This is a genomic window from Mordavella massiliensis (assembly GCF_016901695.1).
Classification (GTDB): domain Bacteria; phylum Bacillota; class Clostridia; order Lachnospirales; family Lachnospiraceae; genus Claveliimonas; species Claveliimonas massiliensis_A.
The window spans coordinates 18,050-38,891 of the sequence record NZ_JACJKS010000009.1 but is presented as its reverse complement, the minus strand read 5'-3'; the positions used below and the strand labels follow the sequence as shown (position 1 = coordinate 38,891).

20 protein-coding genes and 1 other RNA gene are annotated in these 20,842 nt (G+C 56.3%); 19 read left to right on the top strand and 2 right to left on the bottom strand.

All coding sequences use genetic code 11. From position 1 onward, the window contains the following. Window position 1: 1 nt before the first annotated feature. The 5 genes from H6A20_RS07850 to tadA all read left to right on the top strand — a co-directional run bounded on the left by H6A20_RS07850 (window position 2) and on the right by tadA (window position 4,607). Window positions 2-628 (top strand): 4'-phosphopantetheinyl transferase family protein, encoded by a 627-nt coding sequence (locus H6A20_RS07850; RefSeq protein ID WP_204906587.1) that lies wholly within the window; start codon window positions 2-4, stop codon window positions 626-628. Between the two features lie 131 nt (window positions 629-759). Next, the gene (locus H6A20_RS07845) at window positions 760-1,635 is read left to right on the top strand and encodes a hypothetical protein (RefSeq protein WP_204906586.1); all 876 of its coding nucleotides are present in this window, start codon (window positions 760-762) and stop codon (window positions 1,633-1,635) included. Between the two features lie 41 nt (window positions 1,636-1,676). After that, window positions 1,677-3,095: a deoxyguanosinetriphosphate triphosphohydrolase gene (locus H6A20_RS07840; protein WP_204906585.1), complete on the top strand. Its 1,419-nt coding sequence runs from the start codon at window positions 1,677-1,679 to the stop codon at window positions 3,093-3,095. Between the two features lie 83 nt (window positions 3,096-3,178). Then, the gene (locus tag H6A20_RS07835) at window positions 3,179-4,012 is read left to right on the top strand and encodes a hypothetical protein (protein WP_204906584.1); all 834 of its coding nucleotides are present in this window, start codon (window positions 3,179-3,181) and stop codon (window positions 4,010-4,012) included. Window positions 4,013-4,121: 109 nt separating this feature from the next. Next, a complete protein-coding gene (tadA, locus tag H6A20_RS07830; protein ID WP_420846596.1) occupies window positions 4,122-4,607 on the top strand; it encodes a tRNA adenosine(34) deaminase TadA in 486 nt (161 codons plus the stop codon). 44 nt (window positions 4,608-4,651) lie between these two features. Here tadA and ffs read toward each other — a convergent pair. Further along, window positions 4,652-4,913, bottom strand: an RNA gene (gene ffs / locus H6A20_RS07825) — signal recognition particle sRNA large type. A gap of 91 nt (window positions 4,914-5,004) precedes the next feature. Between ffs and H6A20_RS07820 the strand changes: the two genes are divergently transcribed. The 13 genes from H6A20_RS07820 (at window position 5,005) to H6A20_RS07760 (ending at window position 19,150) form a co-directional block, all read left to right on the top strand. Continuing rightward, complete coding sequence (locus H6A20_RS07820) at window positions 5,005-6,729, top strand: B12-binding domain-containing radical SAM protein (protein WP_204906582.1); 1,725 nt, start codon at window positions 5,005-5,007, stop codon at window positions 6,727-6,729. Window positions 6,730-6,898: 169 nt separating this feature from the next. Further along, on the top strand, window positions 6,899-8,446 hold the full coding sequence (locus tag H6A20_RS07815) for a VanW family protein (protein ID WP_204906581.1): 1,548 nt from the start codon (window positions 6,899-6,901) through the stop codon (window positions 8,444-8,446). Further along, a complete protein-coding gene (locus H6A20_RS07810) occupies window positions 8,443-9,321 on the top strand; it encodes an AIR synthase-related protein (protein ID WP_204906580.1) in 879 nt (292 codons plus the stop codon). The genes H6A20_RS07815 and H6A20_RS07810 overlap by 4 nt, the downstream gene beginning before the upstream one ends. Window positions 9,322-9,323: 2 nt before the next feature. Next, on the top strand, window positions 9,324-9,818 hold the full coding sequence (locus tag H6A20_RS07805; protein ID WP_204906579.1) for a tRNA (cytidine(34)-2'-O)-methyltransferase: 495 nt from the start codon (window positions 9,324-9,326) through the stop codon (window positions 9,816-9,818). A 302-nt stretch (window positions 9,819-10,120) separates the two neighbouring features. After that, complete coding sequence (locus H6A20_RS07800; RefSeq protein ID WP_204906578.1) at window positions 10,121-10,429, top strand: hypothetical protein; 309 nt, start codon at window positions 10,121-10,123, stop codon at window positions 10,427-10,429. Window positions 10,430-10,466: 37 nt separating this feature from the next. Continuing rightward, window positions 10,467-12,488, top strand: coding sequence for a V-type ATP synthase subunit I (locus H6A20_RS07795; protein ID WP_204906577.1), 2,022 nt, complete (start codon window positions 10,467-10,469; stop codon window positions 12,486-12,488). After that, window positions 12,485-12,970, top strand: coding sequence for a V-type ATP synthase subunit K (locus H6A20_RS07790; RefSeq protein ID WP_204906576.1), 486 nt, complete (start codon window positions 12,485-12,487; stop codon window positions 12,968-12,970). Before H6A20_RS07795 ends, H6A20_RS07790 begins: the two co-directional genes overlap by 4 nt. A 44-nt stretch (window positions 12,971-13,014) precedes the next feature. Next, window positions 13,015-13,614, top strand: coding sequence for a V-type ATP synthase subunit E (locus H6A20_RS07785; protein WP_204906575.1), 600 nt, complete (start codon window positions 13,015-13,017; stop codon window positions 13,612-13,614). Window positions 13,615-13,634: 20 nt separating this feature from the next. Then, entirely contained in the window at window positions 13,635-14,603 is a 969-nt protein-coding gene (locus tag H6A20_RS07780; protein ID WP_204906574.1) for a V0D/AC39 family V-type ATPase subunit, read from the top strand. Then, on the top strand, window positions 14,596-14,910 hold the full coding sequence (locus H6A20_RS07775) for a V-type ATP synthase subunit F (RefSeq protein ID WP_204906573.1): 315 nt from the start codon (window positions 14,596-14,598) through the stop codon (window positions 14,908-14,910). The genes H6A20_RS07780 and H6A20_RS07775 overlap by 8 nt, the downstream gene beginning before the upstream one ends. A 24-nt stretch (window positions 14,911-14,934) precedes the next feature. Beyond that, window positions 14,935-16,701 (top strand): V-type ATP synthase subunit A, encoded by a 1,767-nt coding sequence (locus tag H6A20_RS07770; RefSeq protein WP_204906572.1) that lies wholly within the window; start codon window positions 14,935-14,937, stop codon window positions 16,699-16,701. A gap of 2 nt (window positions 16,702-16,703) precedes the next feature. After that, entirely contained in the window at window positions 16,704-18,077 is a 1,374-nt protein-coding gene (locus H6A20_RS07765) for a V-type ATP synthase subunit B (protein WP_204906571.1), read from the top strand. 413 nt (window positions 18,078-18,490) lie between these two features. Then, window positions 18,491-19,150 carry a V-type ATP synthase subunit D gene (locus H6A20_RS07760; protein ID WP_204906570.1) on the top strand — a complete coding sequence of 220 codons (660 nt, stop codon included), beginning with the start codon at window positions 18,491-18,493 and terminating at the stop codon, window positions 19,148-19,150. An 82-nt stretch (window positions 19,151-19,232) separates the two neighbouring features. On the opposite strand, the gene H6A20_RS07755 is transcribed toward H6A20_RS07760, so the two are convergent. Continuing rightward, window positions 19,233-20,114 (bottom strand): hypothetical protein, encoded by an 882-nt coding sequence (locus tag H6A20_RS07755; protein WP_204906569.1) that lies wholly within the window; start codon window positions 20,112-20,114, stop codon window positions 19,233-19,235. 357 nt (window positions 20,115-20,471) lie between these two features. Here H6A20_RS07755 and H6A20_RS07750 point away from each other — a divergent pair, with 357 nt between their 5' ends. After that, complete coding sequence (locus tag H6A20_RS07750) at window positions 20,472-20,828, top strand: hypothetical protein (protein WP_204906568.1); 357 nt, start codon at window positions 20,472-20,474, stop codon at window positions 20,826-20,828. Window positions 20,829-20,842 lie beyond the last annotated feature (14 nt).

Here is a 20,842-nt window from a genome sequence, read left to right as displayed (position 1 = left end):
CATGGTCCATACATGGATAGCGGACGTCTCAGCGCTGTGCGATGAGGCGGTCTATGAGAAATATTATAAGGAACTTCCGGACTTCCGCAGGGAGAAAGCGGACCGGCTGCGTTTCCCGGAAGACAGGGCGCAAAGCGTGGGAGCATGGACTCTTTGGGAGAAAATGCGGGTGCATTGCGGTTTGGATGCGGGAACGGTCTTTAATCTGTCCCATTCCGGCCCTTACGCTCTCTGTAGCCTGTCTGCGGAGGCGGATGTGCGGGTAGGATGTGATGTGGAGACGGTCAGGGCGCTGCGCCTGCAGGTGGCGGAGCGCTTTTTTCTGCCGGGGGAGACGGCCCGGATCCTGAGCCGGCGGACCAGGGAGGAGCAGGCAGAAGAATTTTACCGGCTGTGGGTGCTCAAAGAGAGTTTCATGAAGGCAGTGCGCAGAGGGATGGGCCTGGATACCAGGAGTTTTGAGATCGGCTTTGACGGGGAGGACCGCCCGGTGCTGCTTCGGAAGCCGGTCGCTTACCCGGAAGAGTATTACTACCAGGAATACTGCGTCCCGGGCATACCTGCCAGGATCGCAGTGTGCAGTACGGATGGGCAATTTGGAGAGATCCGGGTGGTACGGCTGGAGTAAAACCTGCATTGACGTATGGGGGATGTTTTGCTAAAATAGGAAAAGGGAAAAGCATAGGTTTATGAAGAAACTGATAAGTTTACAAAAACCTGTGTGGGGTGAGTATATTTAATTGAATAAGGAGGAGTATCATGTTAGATCTTACATTCGCAGAGCAGGTCAAAATTATCTTAAGCCGGAAAGGCATGACGATCAAAGAACTCGCAGAGATGATTGAAGAGAAGACAGGAAAGAAGATGTCCAGGCAGAATCTGACGCAGCGGCTCGGGAGGGATAACTTCCAGGAGCAGGATATGCGCATGATCGCCGATATCCTGGGCTGTTCTTTTCAGTTGAGCATACTGGGAGATGCAAGGCAGCCGGAACACGCCGGAGAAGAAACGGGCGGGGTTACGGAGGCTGAGTTGCAGCGCCTGGAAAAGAAAAAAGAGAAAAAGCGGCGCAGGTCGGCGGAGAGAGATATCACGATCGGCGAGCTGGCAAAGATGAGCGAGCATCTGGATGAGCTTTCTGCCGCGGCGCCTGAGCCGGAGGAAGTATTTGAACCGGAGGCTGCCGCAGAGGCACCGGCGGAGCCGGAAGCGCAGCCTGCCAGGAAAGCGCGCGGAAGCTGGAGGGATTTCTTCCAGCGCAGACCAAGAAAACAGGAGGAGCCGGCCGGAGATGAGATGATCCCGGAGGAGCCGGCCGAAACAACGGCAGATAAGGAAGAAGTTCCGGAAGCGGAGATGGACCCGGAGATTCCGGAAGAGCCGGATACAGAGGCAGTGGACGCGGCAGGCGATGAGGAGGAAGACCTGGAGAGGGGAGACATCAATCCTTATACAGGACACGAGTATGAGAGCAATACCGTGCGCATGCATCCGAACCGCATCGGCTATGTGCAGGTGTATGACCGCAGCAGCCATCAGTGGACAGATATGACGGAATGGGCCTTTTTGGGCTACCAGGAGAGAAAGAAAGCGCTCCTTGGAGAGGACTATGAACCGCCGATCTACCTGGATTAGATCCGTGTGCAGAAGAAGTGTGCCGGGAAAGGAGGATGCCCATGAACTGGGAACAGCTTTTATCGACCAGAAGGGCCAGAGAGGGAGCCGGAAGACATGCAGGGTCTGCAGATCTGCGCAGCGAGTTTGAAAAAGACTATCACCGGATCATCGGCAGCGCATCGTTCCGCCGGCTGCAGGACAAGACGCAGGTTTTTCCGCTGGATCAGAGTGATTTTATCCGAACGAGGCTGACCCATTCCCTGGAAGTTTCGTCCTTTGCAAAATCACTTGGACAGAATATAGGTGAGAATATTCTTACATATAAGAGGGATCCGTCCTTCACCGTGCAGATGAAGGAGGATATTTGCAGTATACTCCAGTGCGCGGGGCTGATCCATGATATAGGGAATCCGCCGTTCGGACATTTCGGAGAGATTGCGATCCGGGAGTGGTTTGAGAGAAACCTGCCCCGCCTTACCTATCGCGGGAGGCCGGTCGATGAGGTGCTCACGGAGCAGATGAAGCAGGATTTTTACCATTTTGAGGGAAACGCGCAGGCGCTCCGGCTTGTGACAAAGCTCCATTTTCTTGTGGATGAAAATGGAATGAATCTCACCTATGCCCTTCTTAGCACCATTGTGAAGTATCCTGTCTCCTCGCTGGAGATCGATGAGGCCTGCGGAGATATCGCCAGGAAAAAGATGGGCTACTATCTTGCGGATGCAGAGACTTTCCGTCGTATAGCGGAAGCGACAGGAACGGATGGCAGACGTCATCCGCTCACATTTATCCTGGAAGCTGCGGATGATATTGCATACAAGACAGCGGACATAGAAGATGCTTTTGTCAAGGGATTTATTTCCTATCACGCTTTGATAGAAGAGTTAAAGAAACTAAAAAGTATCCAAAACAATGATAAAGTTGTTTTTAATCCTCTTGGAAAACTTGAGGAACTATACCGGCAAGGCGTGGAGAAGCAGGTGGACCATCCGGAGGAGTATGCGGTGAAGAACTGGATCGTGCGGGTGCAGGGCTTCCTGATCTCCTGCGCGACATTTGGTTTTACATCCAACTACCGGGCGATCATGGAAGGCGCCTATCCATATGATCTGTTTCATGGGACGTTTGCGGAGGAACTGATGGAACTGCTGGGCGATATGGCCATGCGGCGCGTGTTCTGTACAAGGAAGATCTATCTGATGGAGCTGGTGGAGGCAGGCATCCTGGACTATCTGATGGACAGCTTTGCACGCGCGGTTCTCAGTTACGATGATGACGACAGTGCGCTGGACTCCATTGACAGGCGGCTGGTGTATTTTATCTCCGGAAATTATAAGGACGCCTATCATTTTCAGGCAAAGGGAAAGAGCGATGAAGAGAGGCTGTATCTGAGGCTTTTGCTTGTTACGGATTTCATCTGCGGCATGACGGACAGCTATGCGAAACGTCTGTGCCAGGAACTGAAGGCGATGCTCTGACACAGCCCGTCTCAAAAAGCAGGTATTTTCTACCGGCGCAGCGAATAGATTGTGATAACCAGACAAAGAATGGAAGTGGAGGTTTGAAACAGTTTATTCGCTATTTGTATGAATATCAGGACGGCAGGCGGATCCGGAACGTGGGCTTCGTGAAAGTGGAGCAGGCGGATGTATCCACTGTTGTCCATATCCATGGAAAGGGCCTGCACCTGGCCGGAGACAGAAAGCTGAAGGTCTACATTTTCTATATGGAAGAGGGGCAGTGCATCGGGATCTGGCAGGGGGATATCGAAAATGTGAACCCGGCTGTCAATTACCGGTTGACATTTACGCCGGAGGATACGGGCCGGGTCTGTCTGTATCCCCGTATTGAAGGGATTATCCTTGAAAATGGCGGATGCAGACGGTTTGCCGCCGTGTGGGATGACATGCCTGTAGCGGTGGAGAAGATGAGACTGTGGAAAGATGAGCCGGAACCGGATCTGGCGGAGCTGCTGCAGCAAAATGCCGCCGGGGCGCAGGAGGACCCCGCGGAAAAAGCCGGGGAAGAGACCGGTATTTTCACAGACGGCCAGAAGATATCGGACGCAGGGCAGCAGGATAAGGACAGGAATATCTGCTGCATGAAGATACGGCGCAGGGATATTGCCCAACTGAAGCGATGCGAGTGGCGTCTGGCTAATAACAGTTTCCTCTTGCACGGGTATTACAGTTATCATCATCTCCTGCTGGTGCAGGAAGAAGACCAGTGGCTTCTGGGAGTTCCCGGCATCTATCATCCAAGAGAGGCGCAGGCTGCGGAAGCCTTTGGTTTTCCGAGGTTTCTCCGGATTGATGAACAGGCGGTGGAGCTGAGCGAGGACGAACAGAATCGGGACGACGATTTCGGATACTGGTGCAGGCCGGTGAGACGGTGACACAATTGATACAATTTTAATTCCTAATTCCGGACGTAACACTTTTAAAAAGTGTTACGTCCGGAATTAAAAAACTGGTGTACATTTGTATGAAGAGTGGTGTGTAAAAGTGCAAATTGTAGATGAAAAATATATGAAAGAAGCAATTAAGCAGGCAAAAAAGGCCTACGCCCTGGATGAAACGCCCATAGGCTGCGTGATCGTGTATGACGGGAAGATCCTGAGCCGCGGGTACAACCGGAGGAACACGGACAAGAACCCGCTGGCCCACGCGGAGATCACGGCAATCCGGAAGGCAAGCCGGAAGATGGGGGACTGGCGCCTGGAGGGCTGCACCATGTATGTGACGCTGGAGCCGTGCCAGATGTGCGCCGGCGCTATTGTCCAGTCGCGGATGGACCGAGTGGTGATCGGGTGCATGAACCCGAAAGCGGGCTGCGCGGGCTCTATTCTGAACCTGCTGCAGATGGACCGGTTCAACCACCAGGTGCAGATTGAGACGGGCGTGCTGGAAGAGGAGTGCAGCAGTCTGATGAAGCGGTTTTTCCGGGAGCTGCGGGAGAGAAAGAAGAAAGAAAAAAGAAGCGGTATCTGACCGGAAATCTTCCGTCAGACCGCTTCTTTGCCGTATTCCTTTTTTCGTGCATTGCGCTTCGAACCAGGCCAGCAGACGTTACCTTGGCAGTTAACTCAACCCAGGCGCCCTCACGGCACCCGGAAGATTCCGCTTAGTGCTGCTTCGTTCCCGACCTGACACGGTTCACGGATTTCCGTCGCGTAAGACCCGGATATCAACGTCACTTACCAAGGGCAGCTCTGCCAGCTTTCGCCCTCCGCGCAATATCACCCCTGCTATAGCGGACTGCAGGTACAAGGCACCGCTACCGCCCCGGCTGCACGAGTCTATATTGTAACCTGTTTTTGCCGGGATGTCAACCGGTGGAGGAGGCGGATTGTAAATACAGATGGAATATAGTAAAATAACAGGCATGATGAAAAAAGTACTATTAGCGGCAGTCAATGCAAAATACATACACTCCAATCTGGCAGTCTACAGCCTGCAAAGGTATGCCAGGCAGCGGATCCCCGGCGGGATGGACCGGATCGGGATCGCGGAGTATACCATCAACCAGCAGGCAGAGACGATCCTGGCGGATCTTTTCCGGCGCGCCCCGGAGGTGCTCTGTTTCTCCTGCTATATCTGGAACATGGACATGGTTGCCCGGCTTCTCCCGGAAGTGAAAAAGGTGCTCCCGGAAACGCAGATCTGGCTGGGCGGCCCCGAGGTTTCCTACGACGCGGCGGCGGTACTGGTGAAATACCCTTGCGTCAGCGGCGTGATGAGGGGAGAGGGGGAAGAGACCTTCGCGGAACTGGCGCAGGCCTGGGCCCGGGGAGAACAGCCGGATCTGCAGGGGATCAGGGGCGTCACATACCGGGAAAGCGATGGCCGGATCCGGGAAAATCCCTGGCGGGAACCGGTGGAACTGGACAGCATTCCCTTTGTCTATACAGACATGGCACAGTTCCGGAACCGGATCCTCTACTATGAGAGCAGCAGGGGATGCCCGTTTTCCTGCAGCTACTGTCTCTCCTCCATAGATAAAAAACTCCGGTTTCGCAGCCCCGCCCTTGTAAAAGAAGAACTCTGTTTTTTCCTGGAGCAGAAGACGGCGCAGGTCAAGTTTGTGGACCGCACCTTCAACTGCAGGCGCGATCACGCGATGGAGATCTGGCGTTTTATAAAAGAGCACGACAACGGCGTCACAAACTTCCATTTCGAGATCTCGGCAGATCTGCTGGATGAGGAGGAGCTCGCGCTCCTTCGCTCTATGCGCCCCGGGCTCGTTCAGTTGGAGATCGGCGTCCAGTCCACGAACCCGGAGACCATCCGGAAGATCCGGCGCAGCATGGATCTTGCAAAGCTGGAGCGCGCGGTGCGGCGGATCGGGGAGGGAGCCAATATACACCAGCACCTGGACCTGATCGCGGGGCTTCCGGGCGAGGACCTGGAAAGCTTCGGGCGCTCCTTTGACCGCGTCTACGCCATGCGGCCGGGCGAACTGCAGCTTGGCTTCCTCAAGGTGCTCAAGGGCTCCCGCATGGAGGAGGAAAAGGAGGAGTACGGCCTTGTCTGCCGGGATACGCCTCCCTATGAGGTGCTGTTCACCAGGTGGCTTTCCTACGCGGATATCCTCGTCCTGAAAGGGGTGGAGGAGATGACGGAGATCTACTACAACAGCGGTCAGTTCAAACATACTCTTTTATTTCTTGAGAAATATTTTTCTTCCCCGTTTGCCCTTTACCGGAAGCTGGCAGCCTGCTATGAGGAAAATGGCCTGCGGGGGATGCAGCATGCCAGACCGGCCAGATATGAGTTCCTCCTAGCCTTCGGCGGGAGCGTATGCCCCGGGGAGAAGGAAGCGCTGCGGGAAGCGCTCGTTTTTGATTACTATCTGCGTGAAAATGCGAAGAGCCGCCCGGCGTTTGCAGGAGAGCCCCAGGCGGACCCGGAATGGGTGCGCAGGTTTTACGAGGAGGAAGTGTCCGGGCACTGCTATCTGAAAGGCTATGAGGGCGTGGATAAAAACCAGCTCCGGCGCATGACCCATCTGGAATACTTTCCGCTGTCTGACGGGTATGTGCTTTTTGACTACCGGAAAAGAGATCCGCTGACCAACGACGGGACAGCGATCTGTGTTGCAAAAAGAAAATAAAACGTTTACAATATAGAGACGATATAAAGAAGGAGACAACCGTATGAACTTTAATAATAGGAAGACAAGAAGGATCATCGCGGCCATCATCATGGTCGTTATTGTCGCTATGGTGGCGACATCCATCATTCCCGCGCTGATGATGTAGGCGGGAGCAAGAGGTGTAAATATGGCGGCGCTAAGAAGAAGCCTGAGAGAGAGTAAAGAGCGGTTTGCAAAGAAAAAACAGAGGTGGCGCCTGATCCTGGCAGCATGCGGGGGGGCGTTCCTTCTTATTTTTGTATGCGTATACCTGTATCTTTTGAGCTGGGTGAACCGGGTGGACAGGGGCGTGATCTGCGACAACGTGTACATTGGGACGCAGGACGTATCCGGCATGACGGAAAAAGAGGCGGCGGCCGCCCTGAAGTCCCATGCAAAGAGCGACGGCGCGGTGACCGTGACGCTGCAGGCAGATAGAGGAGACGCCGCGGCGACCCTGGATGAACTGGGCCTTTCCCATGAAGATGTGGACAAGCTGACAAAGGAGGCGGCTGATTACGGAAAAACAGGAGGCGTGTTCTCCCGGTACAGGAAACTGAAAAAACTGGAAAAGGAACCTGTCGTGATCAGCGAGCAGTTTGAGCTGGATGAAAAAAAGACAAAGGCCGTGCTTGAGGAGCGGGCCGCGCCCCTCGTGCAGGAGGCTGTGGACGCCGCGATAGAGCGGACGGGCGATTCCTTTACCGTCACGCCGGAGCAGGTGGGGCGGACCATCGATGCAGAGGCGACCATCCGGGCGGTCACAGACCATCTCAACGGTCCCTGGGACCATCAGGATTTTACGCTGGAGCTGCAGACCACGAAGCAGGAGCCCTCTGTTACAGAAGAAGATCTTTCCTCCATTGAGGATGAGCTGGGAAGCTTCTGGACAGATGCCGGCGGCGGGGAACGGTGGCAGAACCTGAAGACCGGTGTGGATAAGCTGAACGGGACGGTCCTCATGCCCGGAGAGACCTTGTCCGTAGGGCAGACGACCGGCCCCTTCACGCCGGAAAACGGCTATGTGGAGGCCGGCGCCTACGAAAATGGGCAGGTTGTCTCTGACTACGGGGGCGGGATCTGTCAGGTGTCCAGCACACTGTATAATGCAGTTCTGTATGCGGAGCTGGAGATTGTGGAGCGGTCCCCCCACTCTATGACCGTCGCTTATGTGAAGCCTTCCAGGGACGCGGCCATCGCCGGGGATTATCTGGACTTCAAATTTAAAAATAACTACGATACGCCGGTCTATATCTACGGCGGGATCAATGAGAGCAATCAGCTCCAGTTTGCGATATACGGGAAAGATACCAGGCCGGAAGGGCGCACCGTGGAGTATGAGAGCGAGACCATTGACACAGATCCATGCGGGACAGTGTACCAGGAGAACAGTTCCCTTTCCTTCGGGGAGATGCAGTACGCGGGAAGCCCCCACGACGGTCTGGATGCGCAGCTCTGGAAGATCGTCTATGAGGACGGCGTGGAAGTGAGCAGGGAGGTCTTCAATACGAGCCACTATGAGAGATCCGATCAGATCATCGAGGTGGGGACCGCTTCGGACAACGGCGCCGCCGTAAGCGCCCTGCAGTCCGCCATCGCGTCCCAGGACGAATCGCAGATCTACGCGGCGATCAGCGGGGCATACGGCTCGTCGCCTGAGGAGGAATACACGGAGGAAAGCGGGGAGGAGTATTGATACAGACATCCATCGTATACGGGAACAGCATACAGACCGGGCGCTGGGCGCTCGCCCACTGCGTCAACGGCCTGGCAGCCCGGGGGGCGGACAGGATCCGCGCCGCAGCCCTGTTCCAGGTCCCGGCACAGCAGGGGAACAAAGAGCTGTATGAACAGAAAAAAGAGTGGAAAAAGATGGCAGGGAACCTGCCTCTTTTTTCGGCCTGCCGCATTGCCCTGGAGGCGGAGGTGCAGACCCTGAAAAGTCCGGCACTCCTCCTGCCATGCGCTGCGGTGACGGCAGAGGCGGAGGCATCCGTGGATTTCGGTCCCGGCACGCCTGCAGCCGGGGAGGAGATCCTTATGACAGGTTTTGCCGGGCAGGAGGGAATGCTGCGCATTGCAAAGGAGAGAAGAGAGATCCTTGCCGCGCGGTTTGCCCCGTCCTTTCTGCGCCTTGTGGAAAGAGGGGCAGACCAAATCTTTGCGCCGGACAGCGCGCTTTTCGCTCTGTACGGGGGCGCTTCTTCGGCCCTTCACGTGGGGGAGGGGGGCGTCTTCGGGGCGCTCTGGGAACTGGCGCGCCGGACAGGCGCCGGCCTGGAGGCAGACCTTAAGAAGATCCCGGTCCTGCAGGAGACCGTGGAAGTGTGCGAGCTTTTTCATATCAATCCCTATCAGCTCACAAGCGCCGGATGCTTCCTTATGACCGCGCCGGACGGGGAAGCCCTGCGGGAGAAGCTGGAGACAGCAGGGATCCGGGCGGCAGTCATCGGCCGTCTGCGCCCGGACAGGGATAAGATACTGAGAAACGGGGAGGAGATCCGGTATATCGACCGCCCCGCGCCGGATGAGATAGGGAAATTGTGGGAGAGAGAAAGGCAGGAGGAGTAAGAATGCTGAATATCGTGCTGCATGAGCCGGAGATACCCGCCAACACAGGCAATATAGGAAGGACCTGCGTGGCCGCGGGCGCGCGGCTCCACCTCATCGAACCGCTGGGATTCAGGCTGGATGAGAAAAACCTGCGCCGGGCAGGGATGGACTACTGGAAGGATCTGGATGTGACGACCTACATCGATTACCAGGACTTTCTTAAGCGAAATCCCGGCGCGAAGATCTATATGGCCACCACCAAGGCTCCGAAGGTGTACACGGATGTCCGGTATGAACCGGACTGCTATATCATGTTCGGGAAGGAGAGCGCCGGGATCCCGGAGGAGATCCTGGCGGCGCACAGGGAAGCCTGCGTGAGGATCCCCATGATGGGGGAGATCCGCTCCCTGAACCTGGGGAATTCTGTAGCCATTGTCCTCTATGAGGCGCTGCGCCAGAACGGGTTCCGGAATATGAATCTGGAAGGCCATCTTCACCGTCTGACGTGGGAGTAAAAGCAAAGTGAAAAGTTCTGCGCGGACTTAGGTCCGCGCAGAACTTTTTCGTTGTGGGGGAAATCTGTATTTTGCAGGAAACTGCATCGGAAGCGTCAAAATGCAGGCGGATGGCCGGAATGCTATAGCGGATTTCTATACTATATATAGAGAGGAATAATTGTAAGATTATAACCTGAATTGTCCAATCACAAAAGGTGTGATAAAGAAAAAATACAAAAAATAATAGACTTATCAGGCAAATCATATTATAATTTGAACTACAAGATATAAAAAACAGGAAAAAGAGAGGTGGTGAATCCATGGTAGAAGAGACCATTCAGACCATAAAGCAGGCTGAACAGGAAGCGGAGGAGATCGTGGCAAAAGCGGACGCGCAGTGCGAAGAGATCCTGGCGCAGGCGTCGGATGAAGCGAAAAAAATGAAAGAAAAGCTCATTCAGGATGCAAAAGCAGAGGCTGCGGCTGTAATGGACGCTGCCAGGAAAGAGGGAAAGGAGACAGCAGAAAAAGCGGCCCAGGAGACGGATGAGATCATCCGCGCCCTGAAAGAAGAAGCGGGAAAAAAGACACAGGCCGCTGTGTCGGACGTCATCAGTCATCTGATCTGACCCGCTTGAAAAAAACAGAAAAAGGAGGGATGTGTCTATGGCAGTACTGCAGATACAGAGAGTCAGTATCTGTGCGCTGAAGAAGGACCGCAAGGCGATCCTGGAGAGACTGCAGTCCCTGGGTATCATGGAGGTTACCGATCTGATCGGGGATGATGAGGCCTTCCGGCGGATGGACACCGCGGGCGCCCGGATGGGGTTTGAGAAGAAGGCCCACACAGCCGACCAGGCGCTGGAAGTGCTGGATCAGTACGCGCCCCAAAAGACGTCCATGTTCGCCAGCCTGGAGGGGAAAAAGCTGGTGGACAAAGACAGGTTCCGGAGGGCGGCCGGGGACAGGGAACGGATCCTTTCTGCGGCAGCGGATATCCTGGCCTGCAGCAGGCAGATCGCGGAGAAGAAGGCGGCGATCTTAAAGGATGAGAATCAGATCGAGAGCCTTGCCCCGTGGATCCTGCTGGGCGTTCCCATGAATTTCGGGGGAACAAGGGATACGGCTATGATGCCGGGCATCATGCCGGCGGGGACGACACTGGAAGACGTGTACCGGATCCTGGCAGAGCAGCTTCCGGAGACGGACGCGCTGGATGTGGAGATCGTGTCCTCGGGAACCGACGGCGTCTATCTGGCGGTGTTCTGCATGCGACAGGACGCCGGCGCAGTGGAGGAAGCGCTCCGGCAGGGAGGCTTCGCCAGACCGGCCCAGACAGTGGACGAAGATCCGGCCGTGAAGACCGAGGAGCTGAAAGCCGATATCGGGAGACTGACCCGGGAAATTGAAGAGAAAGAAAGTGCGATCCGCGCGCATGCCGAAAACAGGGAGGAGCTCGAGTATGTGTCGGACTACTTCCGCGTGCGGGCGGAGAAATACCAGGTGCTGGGGACGCTGCCCCAGTCCCAGAGCGCGTTCTTTGTAAGCGGCTATGTGCCTGCGAAGGCAGTGCCGGCCGTGCGCAAGGCGATTGAGGAGAAATACGACTGCGTCATGGACGTGGAGGATCTGCGGGAGGAGGACGAACCGCCCACGATCCTTTCCAACAACGGTTTCTCCGACTGCGTGGAGGGCGTGCTGGAGTCCTACGGACTGCCCCACAGGGGCGAATTTGACCCGACGACGATCATGTCATTTTTCTATGTGTTCTTCTTTGGCATGATGCTCTCGGACGCGGCCTACGGCCTGATCGTCGCCGCTGCCTGCTTCATCCTGCTGAAGAAATTCCCGAGGATGAGCGCGGGGATGCACAAATCCCTGAAGCTGTTCATGTTCTGCGGCATCTCCACCATTGTGTGGGGCATCCTCTTCGGCGGATACTTCGGGGATGCGGTGGATGTGATATCCAGGGTGTTCCTCGGATATGAAGTCAGCGTGCCGGCGCTCTGGTTTGCGCCGCTCAATGATCCCATGAAGCTTCTCATCTATTCCATGGCCTTCGGCCTTGTGCATTTGTTTGTAGGTCTTGGGATCAAGGGGTATATGCAACTGAAGGAGGGGCAGGTGCTGGACTTCTTCTGCGACGTGGTCCTCTGGTACGTATTCCTGATCGGCCTGATCCTGATGCTTCTGCCATCAGAGATCTTTGCCTCGATCGCGCAGATGGAGATCGTGTTCCCGCCGTTTTTGAACACGCTGGCGAAAGTGCTGGCTATCGCCGGGGCGGTCGGGCTTCTGCTCATGTCGGGAAGGGCAAACAAAAACCCGGTGCTCAGGCTGGCGCTCGGCGCCTACGACATTTACAACATTACAGGATGGCTCAGCGACGTTCTTTCCTACTCCCGTCTTCTGGCCCTGGGCCTGGCGACGGGCGTGATCGCTTCCGTTGTGAACCAGATGGGCAGCATGCTCGGGAAGAGCATAGCGGGCGTGCTCCTGTTTGCAGTCGTCTTTGTGATCGGACATGCGATGAACCTGGCCATCAACCTGCTGGGCGCGTATGTGCACACGAACAGGCTTCAGTTTGTGGAGTTTTTCGGCAAGTTTTACGAAGGGGGAGGCAAGCCCTTTGAACCCTTTGAAAATGATACAAAATATGTAGATATTAAGGAGGAAACATTATCATGAGTATATGGGAGAATTTAGGACTGGTATATGCACTTCTCGGAGCGGCGGCAGCCGTATTTCTCGCAGGCGCCGGCTCGGCGCTGGGCGTCGGCATCGCCGGCCAGGCGGCAGCAGGAGTTGTGACGGAGGATCCAAGTAAATTCGCGAAGGTGCTGGTGCTCCAGCTTCTGCCCGGTACGCAGGGAATCTACGGACTGCTGGTAGGATTCCTCACCCTGTCCAAGATCGGACTTCTGGGAGGCGGCGCGGCGCAGCTTGATCCCCAGACCGGCCTTCTCGTTCTGGCAGCCTGCCTGCCGGTCGGCATCGTGGGACTGATCTCCGGAAAATCACAGGGCGAGACGGCGGCGGCGTCCATCGGGATCGTGGCGAAGAAGCCGGAGCAGTTCGGTAAAGCCATGCTGTTCCCCGCCATGGTTGAGACATACGCCATCCTTTCCCTTCTGATCTCCATCCTGGCTGTGACTGCGATCCAGGTATAGGATAGACACAGACAAAAACATTCAGGAAAAGGAGTGCGAAAGGTATGACCGGATTAGAAAAAATGAGAGCGCAGATCCTGGAGGAGGCGAAGACCTCCGCTGAGGCGAAGATCCAGGATGCGCGCGGCCAGGCGGAGCAGCTTCTTGCGCAGGCGAAGGAGGAAGCCGGCAGGATGGCCGGCGGGATCCTCGCAAAAGCCAGGAGCGACGCGGACAGCCTGCGGGACAAGACCGCGTCGGCCGCGGACCTTGACAGGCGCACGAAGATCCTTTCCGCCAAACAGGAGATGATAGCGCAGGTTCTCGCGCAGGCCGGACAGAATGTGCGTCAGATGGACGCGCCGGCATATTTTGAACTGATCGCCGGGATGGTGGAACAGTACGTGCTTCCGCAGGACGGGCAGATCCGTTTCTCGCCCGCAGATATGGAGCGCATGCCGGCCGGATTTGCAGAGAGGATCAAGGAGACGGCGCGCGCAAAGGGCGGCAGTCTTGCGCTGGAGGCCGGCGGGCCGGAAGTGCCGGACGGCTTTGTCCTAGTATACGGCGGTGTGGAGGAAAACTGCACGCTCGGGGCCGTTTTTGAGACAAAGCGTGACGAGATGAGCGACCGCGTGCAGAAGCTTCTGTTTCCGCAGGCGTGAAGGCGTAAGGAGGAACCAAGATGAGTGAAAGGTATACCTACGCGGTTGCGCGCATCAGGGCGCTGGAAGTCTCCCTGTTCTCAAATGCCGTGATCGACCAGCTTATCGCCTGTCCAGGCTATGAGCAGTGTCTCCAGTTTCTGGCCGAGAAAGGCTGGGGAGACGCGGACACATCAGAGGACGGGGAAAAGATGCTGAAGCGGGAGGAAGAAAAGATCTGGCAGACAGTTGGAGAACTGTCCATTGACAGAAAGAAATTCGACGTGCTCTCCTGCCAGAAGCTTTTCCACAATCTGAAAGCGGCGGTCAAGGTAGTGTGCACAAAGGAGACGCCGAAGGATGTCTTTTACGATGATGTATCCATTCCGGGAGAGGAAATGCTGGAGATCATCCGCGAGAAAGAGTTCGGGCGCCTTCCGGAAAATATGAGACAGGCCGCGCAGCAGGCGTACGAGGCGCTGCTGCATGCGGGAGACGGTCAGCTCTGCGATATCCTGATCGACAGGGCGGCGCTTGACGCCATCTATAAGGCCGGAATGGAAGCGGAGGACGAGATCATCCGCGAATATGCCCGGTCCGTTGTGGCGGTGGCGGATATCAAGATCGCCGTGCGCGCGCAGAAGACCGCGAAGCCAATCGAATTTATGAAGCAGGCGATGGCGGAGTGCGACAGCCTCAGCGTGGACCAGCTTTCCAGGGCAGCCCTTGCAGGGCCGGAAGCGATCCGCGACTACCTGCTGGGGACGGAGTACGCAGGCGGGGCCCAGGCCCTGGCGGAGTCCATGTCAGCATTTGAGCGCTGGTGCGACAACCGCATCATCGAGACCATCAGCCCGCAGAAATATAAGGCATTTACCATAGGCCCGGTGGTGGCGTATGTGCTTGCCAGACAAAATGAGATCAAGACAGTTCGGATCATCCTCTCCGGGAAGCGAAGCGAGCTTCCGGACGCGGCGATCCGGGAAAGGGTAAGGGAGATGTATGTATAAGATAGCAGTGATGGGCGATTACGACAGCATTTACGGATTCGCGGCGCTGGGACTCGATACATTTCCCGTCACGGCCGGGGAGGCGGGCGAAACGCTGCATCGGCTGGCGGCCGGCGGATATGGGGTCATCTATATCACAGAGGCGCTTGCGGCAGATTTAAAGCACGAGATCTCCCGGTATGCGGGACAGATCCTTCCGGCTGTCATAGAGATCCCCGGCGTGTCCGGCAACACGGGCAGCGGCGTTAAGGGGGTCAGGAAATCGGTGGAACAGGCCGTTGGATCTGATATCCTGTTCAGCAACTAAGAAAGTAGAGGTGATACGTCCATTATGAGTACAGGTACGATCAAAAAAGTAGCGGGACCGCTGGTCATCGCGTCCGGCATGCGTGACGCGAATATGTCCGACGTGGTGCGCGTCAGCAGGCAGCGCCTGATCGGTGAGATCATAGAGATGCACGGGGACGAGGCGTCCATCCAGGTATACGAGGAGACCTCGGGGCTGGGACCGGGAGAGCCGGTGGAATCCACAGGCGCCCCCATGTCCGTGGAACTGGGGCCCGGCCTTATCGCCAGCATCTATGACGGCATCCAGAGGCCCCTTGACGATATTATGAAGATCTCGGGCAACAACCTGCAAAGAGGCGTGGAGGTTGCCGCTCTCAAAAGAGATAAGAAGTGGGAGTTCGTTCCCGTGGCTAAAGAGGGGGACGAAGTGGAAGCCGGCGACGTTCTGGGAACGGTCCAGGAGACGGAGATCGTCCAGCAGAAGATCATGGTCCCTGTCGGGGTGAAAGGAACGGTGAAAGAGATCCGCTCCGGCGCATTTACCGTGGAGGAGACCGTAGCGGTCATCGCGACTCCCGAAGGGGACAGGGAACTGACCATGATGCAGAAGTGGCCCGTAAGAAGGGGGCGCCCCTATGTGAAGAAACTGCCCCTGGATGTGCCTCTCGTCACCGGACAGAGAGTCATTGACACCTTCTTCCCCATCGCCAGAGGCGGCGTGGCGGCCGTGCCGGGACCTTTTGGAAGCGGCAAGACCGTGATCCAGCACCAGTTGGCAAAATGGGCGGAGGCGGACATCGTCGTCTACATCGGCTGCGGCGAGCGCGGCAACGAGATGACGGACGTTCTGAACGAGTTCCCGGAGCTGAAAGACCCGAAGACAGGACGGTCCCTGATGGAGCGGACAGTCCTGATCGCCAATACGTCGGATATGCCGTTTGCCGCCCGTGAGGCGTCCATTTACACCGGCATCACGATCGCGGAGTATTTCCGTGACATGGGATACTCGGTGGCCCTGATGGCTGACTCCACATCCCGGTGGGCAGAGGCCCTGCGTGAAATGTCCGGCCGTCTTGAGGAGATGCCCGGTGAGGAGGGCTACCCCGCCTATCTGGGATCCCGCCTGGCGGAGTTCTACGAGCGGGCCGGCCATGTGGTGGCCCTCGGCAGGGATGGCAGGGAAGGCTCCCTGTCCGTGATCGGAGCCGTATCGCCTCCGGGCGGTGACACATCGGAGCCTGTCTCCCAGGCGACCCTGCGTATCGTAAAAGTGTTCTGGGGACTGGATTCCAACCTGGCCTATAAGAGACATTTCCCGGCCATCAACTGGCTGACCAGCTACTCCCTGTATCTGGACAATGTCAGCGGCTGGTTCAATGAGCAGGTGGCGCCTGACTGGATGGAAGACCGTCAGAAGATGATGAGCCTTCTGCAGGACGAGGCAGAGCTGGAGGAGATCGTGCAGATGGTAGGCATGGACGCCCTGTCTCCGGCCGACAGGCTGAAGATGGAGGCAGCCAGATCCATCCGTGAGGACTTCCTTCACCAGAACTCCTTCCACGAGGTGGACACCTACACGCCGCTGCGGAAGCAGTATCTCATGATGAAGCTTGTGCTGGCCTTCTACGAGCAGGCCATGGAGGCGCTCAGCGGAGGCGCATCCATGAACGCGCTCCTTCGGATGGACGTCCGCGAGAAGATCGGCCGTTACAAATACACGGAGAAAGAGAACGTGGAGAGCGAGTATGAGAAGATCATGGGTGAACTCGCAGAAGAGATCAAAGATGCATTCGGGAAGGAGGACTTCTAATTATGCCAAAGGAATATAGAACCATACAGGAAGTTGCCGGCCCGCTGATGATGGTAAAAGGCGTGGAGGGCGTCACATACGACGAACTCGGCGAGATCGAGCTCGCCAACGGTGAGAAGCGCCGCTGCAAGGTGCTTGAGGTGGACGGGGACAAAGTAGTCGTACAGCTCTATGAGAATGCGGCGGGCATCAACCTGAGCAACAGCAAAGTGCGTTTTCTTGGACGGAGCCTGGAACTGGGCGTGTCCGCGGATATGCTGGGACGCGTCTTTGACGGGCTGGGACGCCCGGCGGACGGCGGCCCGGAGATCCTGCCGGAGGAGAGGCGAGACATCAACGGCCTGCCTATGAACCCGGCGGCCAGAGTGTACCCTTCTGAGTTTATCCAGACAGGGATCTCCGCCATCGACGGACTGAATACACTGGTCCGGGGGCAGAAGCTTCCGATCTTTTCCTGTTCCGGCCTGCCCCACTCGCAGTTGGCTGCCCAGATCGCGAGGCAGGCAAAGGTGCGGGGCAAGGATGAGAAGTTTGCCGTTGTGTTCGCGGCCATGGGCATCACATTTGAGGAGTCCAACTTCTTCGTTGAGTCCTTTAAGGAGACAGGGGCCATCGACAGGACGGTCCTCTTTATCAACCTGGCGAACGACCCGGCGGTGGAGCGTATCTCCACACCACGTATGGCGCTGACTGCAGCCGAGTACCTGGCCTTTGAAAAGGACATGCACGTGCTTGTCATCCTGACAGACATCACGAACTACGCGGACGCCCTGCGCGAGATCTCCGCGGCCAAGAAGGAAGTGCCCGGACGCCGCGGATACCCCGGCTACATGTACACAGACCTGGCGCAGATGTATGAGCGCGCCGGAAGGCAGAGAGGCAAGACGGGAAGCATCACCATGATCCCCATCCTGACCATGCCGGAGGACGACAAGACCCATCCCATCCCGGACCTGACCGGATACATCACGGAGGGGCAGGTCATCTTAAGCCGCGACCTCTACAGAAAAGGCGTGCAGCCGCCCATCGATGTGCTCCCGTCCCTGTCCCGTCTGAAAGACAAGGGAATCGGCGAGGGCAAGACAAGGGCGGATCACTCCAACACAATGAACCAGCTTTTCGCGGCATACTCCCGCGGCAAGGACGCCAAGGAGCTGATGACGATCCTGGGCGAGGCGGCCCTGACAGATATCGACCTGATCTACGCGAAGTTCGCCGATGAGTTCGAGAAGGAGTACGTATCCCAGGGATACCACACAGACCGCTCTATAGAAGAGACGCTGGAGATCGGCTGGAAGCTTCTCTCCATCCTGCCCAGATCCGAGCTGAAACGTATCGATGACAAGTACCTGGATCTGTACTATGGGAAACAGTAAGCCGTGCGCAGATTTGCGGAAATAGCCGTGCAGGCCTGCCTGCATACGGATAGTTCCGCAAAGATGCATAGGGCGTGCGCCCGGCAGCGATGCTTGAACACTTGGCGAGGTATTGTCGAGACTAGTGTGAAAGTAGATATCCTAAGCGGAGCGCAGGATATCTTCCGAAGCAAAGATCATCGAGCTGGTGCACGGCGCGATTGTGCCGGGACACGGCGGAAATAGCCGTGCAGGCCTGCCTGCATACGGATAGTTCCGCAAAGATGCATAGGGCGTGCGCCCGGCAGCGAGATGAAGCGCTAGCGTAATCGAGCTGGTGCACGGCGCGGTTGTGCCGGGACACAGCGGAAATAGCCGTGCAGGCTGCGGCGGGAACTGCCGTGCGCACGTGGAATATAGAAGGAGGAAAGCATATGGCATCGACACAGATCACTCCTACCCGCATGGAGCTTACGAAGACCAAGAAAAAGCTTGTCACCGCCAGAAGGGGCCACAAGCTCCTGAAGGATAAACGCGATGAGCTGATGCGTCAGTTCCTGGATCTGGCGAGGCTGAACATGGAGCTGCGGCAGAAGGTGGAAGCAGGCATTCTGTCCGCCAATAAAAATTTTGTCATCGCCAGGGCAGGCATGGATGAAGCCACGCTGCACACGGCGCTGATGGCGCCCAAGCAGCAGGTCAGCCTGGAAGCCGGGACGAAAAATGTCATGAGCGTCAACATTCCGGTGTTTGACACAAAGACGCGGACGGCGGATGCGAATGATATCTACTCCTATGGGTTTGCCTTCACATCCAGCGACCTGGACGGCGCGGTAAAATCCCTGGCGGATATCCTGCCGGACATGCTGAAGCTGGCTGAGACGGAGAAGGCCTGCCAGCTCATGGCGGCGGAGATAGAAAAGACAAGACGGCGCGTAAACGCGCTGGAGCACGTGATCATTCCCCAGGCGCAGGAGACGATCAAATATATCACCATGAAGCTGGATGAGAATGAGCGAAGTTCCCAGATCCGCCTGATGAAGGTGAAGGATATGATGCTGGAGGAGGCGCATCACTACAGCGAGCGGGCGTGATAGTATACAACAGAGATGTATCGCATGAAAAAGAGGGTGCCGCAAAATCATCAGATCATGACTTTGCGGCACCCTTGCTGCGTCAGTTCGCCGGCTTCGCACCCGCCAGCCAGCTCTTTACCTGTTCCAGGCTCTCGCCCACTGCGCCGGCGATCTGCTCCGGCGTCAGCCCCATCTGCGAGAGATTCAGGGTGGTAGAGCGGGCTTTTCTCTCCTCGCCGATCTTCCTGCCCTGCGCCTCACCGATCTTCCTGCCTTGCTCCTCGCCGATCTTTCTGCCCCGTTCCAGGATCCTTTCCGATACTTCACACATGATATCCACGCCTCCTTCTTCCCGTTTCAGATAACGCACCCGTTTCGATAATCCTCCCTCGCTGTCATCGTCCGGATCCGCCGACTTAAAGTACTTCATCAGCTTGGCGACCCGGGATCCGTCGTCTACCGCCGCATTCACAAAAAAGATATGGACTCCGTCGTCATATGGAAGCCCTGTGCCGCCAAGTTCCTTCTCTATCGGGTAGATCGCCCTTCCGCAGTGATAGATGTCTTTTTCGCTGATGTAAAAGTGGATCCTGTCCGGCAGGGACTCATACTTCACTCCCTTTGCCAGGAACTCCGCGTCAATCAGCGATCCGTTGTACCGGATCCTTTTCGGCGGATCGATCTCATCCTTCCGCTGGATCTCGATATGATACAGCTTCCCTTTTCCTGTCTCCGCCAGCACATCAAGCCGCACGGAGTGGGTCTTGATCCGGGAGATGGTATACTGCGTCCGCACCTCCTTTACCTTCAGGTCGTCGATGCCTGTCAGGATCCGGAGTATATGCTGACACGCCGGAACGTCTTTCAGCGCCACGGACATGAACACATCACTCAGGAGATTGAACGACTGGATCTCCTGGATCCGCTCCTCCCTGGAAAGGATGTGATCCCTTTCCGGCCTTGCCCTGTCTGCATTTACCATACGCACAGCCTCCTTTTGAAAATGTACTGCAAAGAGACTGCACTGTCTGTCCGCCTTCCTGCCAAAGCCGCATCCGCAAATCTCTCTGCTGATAATGGGGAATTAAAAGCATTGAGATTTTCCTGAATGTAATAGAAAAACAGATGCAGCTGGCGCTGCGTTGGAATCAGACATGCCGGAAACATAATGCTTTTACATATGATAGCACAGGCGAGAAGAAAATGCCAGAGGATTATATGAGGAAGGCAGGTCCTTTCTGTCTTTTGCGAATTGACATATACGCCTGCGTGTAACAAAACTGCCAGGGAAAGAATATCCTGTAAGCAGAAAGATATTTTCAACCGGGAGCGTGGGTGTATGGAGCGGAAATTACCGTACTATATGGCATATCCGATGCCTCTTCTGTATGATGACGAGAGGATCGAGCGGCGGGATTTTGCGTACATGAAGAGCCTGTATCCGGAGACGGCCCGGCGGGCCCTTCCCTATGTGGAGGACGAGTGCGACCGCATGGAATATGAGGGCAGCATGCTTTATGATGAATATCCGGATAAACTGCAGCTTCATCTCATGTGCGGACGCATCTGTGAGAAGATGGAGGAAGAAGAGGAGGAACCGGGCGAATGGCTGCGGGAGCTGATCCAGGTCATGCTCTACCAGGAAATCTATAAGAGACGCTGTGATCACCGGAAATACAGGAGGAAGTTTTATTGACAGAAACAAGCTGC